The sequence below is a fragment of the Microbacterium sp. CPCC 204701 genome (genome assembly GCF_004010105.1).
Taxonomy (GTDB): Bacteria; Actinomycetota; Actinomycetes; order Actinomycetales; family Microbacteriaceae; genus Microbacterium.
Genome location: NZ_RRYE01000389.1, coordinates 1 through 2,684, shown reverse-complemented (window position 1 = coordinate 2,684; position 2,684 = coordinate 1). Strand labels below are relative to the sequence as shown.

The window sequence follows — 2,684 nt, the reverse complement described above, 5'->3', positions numbered from 1 at the left end:
GCGGCGGTGTCGGAGAGGAAGTCGGCGACATCCTTCTCGCCGAAGATCACCGACTCGGAGTACCCGTCGCGGAAGACCTGCCAGATCTCCACCGAGTTCGGCACGTTCGGCACCTCGACGGTGCGCGAGTTCTGGTCGCCGAACTGCTCGTACGCCGGGTTCTCGCCGAAGTAGTCGGGGTAGGTCTCGGTCAGGTCCTGCCGCATCGGCATCTGACCGGTCTCTTCGAGGAGGATCTCGTCCTGATTTTCACTCGTGGCGAACTTCAGCACGTCCCACGCGGTCGCCTTGTTGTCGCACGCCGTGAAGAGGCCGACGTTCTTCGCATCGCTGAACGTCCACGTCTCCTCGGGCGCGGTTCCCTCCTGCGTCGGAACCGGCAGCGCACCCCAGTTGACGGCATCCCCGTAGACGTCGATCGCCCAGGGTCCGACGATCGCCATCGCCGCGTACCCGTCGGCGAACGCATCTCCCTGGTACTGCTCCTGCCCCGCGAGCTGCTCCTCGTAGAGCGTGCGCCAGAAGTCGGCGACGATCTGTCCGTCCTCGGAGTCGAATGTGGCCTGACCGTCTTCGACCAGCTGCGTGCCACCGGTCTGCGCGGCGTACAGCGGGTAGAAGTCGAACCACGACTGGAAGAACTCGCTCGTGGGAGCGGGGTTGATCGCGTAGCTCGCGACGCCCGCCCCCTTGAGCGCCCGCGCGGTCTCGAGGAACTCGTCGTACGTCGACAGCGGCGGGTTCTCGGCGTCGAGGCCGGCCTGGGCGAACATGTCCTTGTTGTAGAAGATCATCACCGGGTTGGACTTCCACGGCATCTGGTAGAAGCCGCCGTCCTCCGAGCGGTATTGATCGGCGACATCGCCCGAACGCTCCGTGATGTAGTCCTCGCCGTCGTCGAACTCCGAGAGGTCGACAAGGCCGCCCTGCCTCTGGAATCCGGGGACCGCGGCCGGCGAGGTGTTGAAGATGAGGCACGGCGCGTTGCCTGCGGTGATCGCGGCCCCGATGACCTCTTCGCTCGAAGCACCGGCCGGGATCTCCTGCGCCGTGACCTGCTCGTCGGGGTGCTCGGCGTTCCACGCCTCGACCATCTGCTCGCCCCAGGCGATCTCGGACGCGTTGTTCGAGTACCAGATCGTGATGTCGCCTCTGCCGTCCATCCCGGCGTCGTCGCCGCCTCCGCCGCCTCCGCCGCCTCCGCAGGCGGTCAAGGTCAGGACACCCGCCGCGGCCGCCGCGGCGAGGATCATGCGTCGTTGCATCTCATGCTCCTTCATCGGTCGCGGCGTCCGCCGCGATATTCGGTGGGCGCGGGTCCGGTGGACTCGCGGACGGTCAGGCTCGGCTCGGCGAGCCGCACCTGCTTCGGTGCTTCGCCGGCGATCGCGGCGAGGAGAGTGCGCGCGGCGACCCGCCCCCATTCGCGGGCGTCGGTCGCGACGCTGGTGAGCGACGGGTTCACGTATCGTCCGAGCTCGGTGTCGTCGAAGCCCGTGACCGACAGGTCGTCGGGCACCGACAGGCCGCGGCGCCGCGCGACGCCCAGTCCCGCGATCGCCATGTGGTCGTTCGAGTACACGATGGCGCTGGGCGGCGTGTCGCCCCCGATGAGGGTCTCGGTCGCCGCGGCGCCCGAGGCGGCGCTGAAGTCCGTCTCGACGCAGATCGATGTGAGGCCCGATCCGGCCGCTTCCTCCTGGAACGCGATCCGTCGCGCGCGGGCGTGCAGCATCGAGTCGGGACCGGCGACGTGGGCGACGCGGCGGTGTCCGAGATGGGCGAGGTGACGGACCGCCGCTCGGATGCCGGCGCCGTCGTCGACCGAGACCGACGAGTGGCGGGAGTCGACGTCGGGGACGCCCAGCGTCACTGCGGCGAGCCCCAGTCCGTCGACGAGACGGAGGCGCGGATCGCCGGCACGGAGGTCGGTGAGGATCACGCCGTCCACACGCTTGTCGGCGGCAAGGCCACGGTACGTCTCGGCCTCCTGACGGCCGGGGGTGGCGGCGGCGAGCACGAGCACCTGGCCCGACACCGAGAACTCGTCCTCGATGCCCGCGATGAACGAGTGGAAGAACGGGTCGGCTGCGATCACGTCGGTGCTGCGGCCGATGACGAGCCCGCACGCGAACGAGCGGCCGGTGCTCAGGGCACGGGCGCGCAGGCTCGGGGTCCACCCCATCTCGCGCGCGACCTCGAGGATCCGTGCGCGGGTGTCGCTGGCCACTCCCGGCCGGTCGTTCAGCGCGAACGACACGAGACCCTTGCTGACGCCCGCCTTGCGAGCGACGTCGGCGATCGTGGGGGGCGGCTCTCCCATGGCACTCCTCGTCGGTGCGGACGTCTAAACCGGTTCAGACTCTAAATCGGTTTAGCTCCGGCGGCAAGCCCCTTGCGCCCACACCGTCGCGGTGCTAGACCCTCGGTTCAGTCAGGGCGCGGCAGGTCGATGGGCTCCGTGCGAGCGTCACTCGCCGCGACCGCCGAAGGCGCGTCCAGCAGCGACGACGACGGGTCCGGATGCCGCGCCCCGGCCGGTGCGTCCGGCTCGGGACTCGTCCTCCCAGTGCCGACGGGGGGATCCGTGCGCGCGAAGCCCGGGGGTGCGGCATCGCCCGGTGCGACGTCCGGCGCCGGCGCAGACGCGGGGTTTAGGGCCGTCCGGCCGGAACGCGCGCTCG

3 protein-coding genes are annotated in these 2,684 nt (G+C 70.0%); all 3 read right to left on the bottom strand.

Going from position 1 to position 2,684, the window contains the following annotated elements; translation table 11 throughout:
* Positions 1 to 1,265: extracellular solute-binding protein (locus tag EIO58_RS15780; RefSeq protein WP_127820304.1), on the bottom strand; the 1,265-nt coding region annotated here is incomplete at its 3' end.
* An 11-nt stretch (positions 1,266 to 1,276) separates the two neighbouring features.
* Complete coding sequence (locus tag EIO58_RS15775; RefSeq protein WP_127820303.1) at positions 1,277 to 2,323, bottom strand: LacI family DNA-binding transcriptional regulator; 1,047 nt, start codon at positions 2,321 to 2,323, stop codon at positions 1,277 to 1,279.
* Positions 2,324 to 2,470: 147 nt separating this feature from the next.
* Positions 2,471 to 2,684 (bottom strand): hypothetical protein (locus tag EIO58_RS19180; RefSeq protein WP_205789325.1); only part of this gene is annotated, 214 nt, incomplete at its 5' end.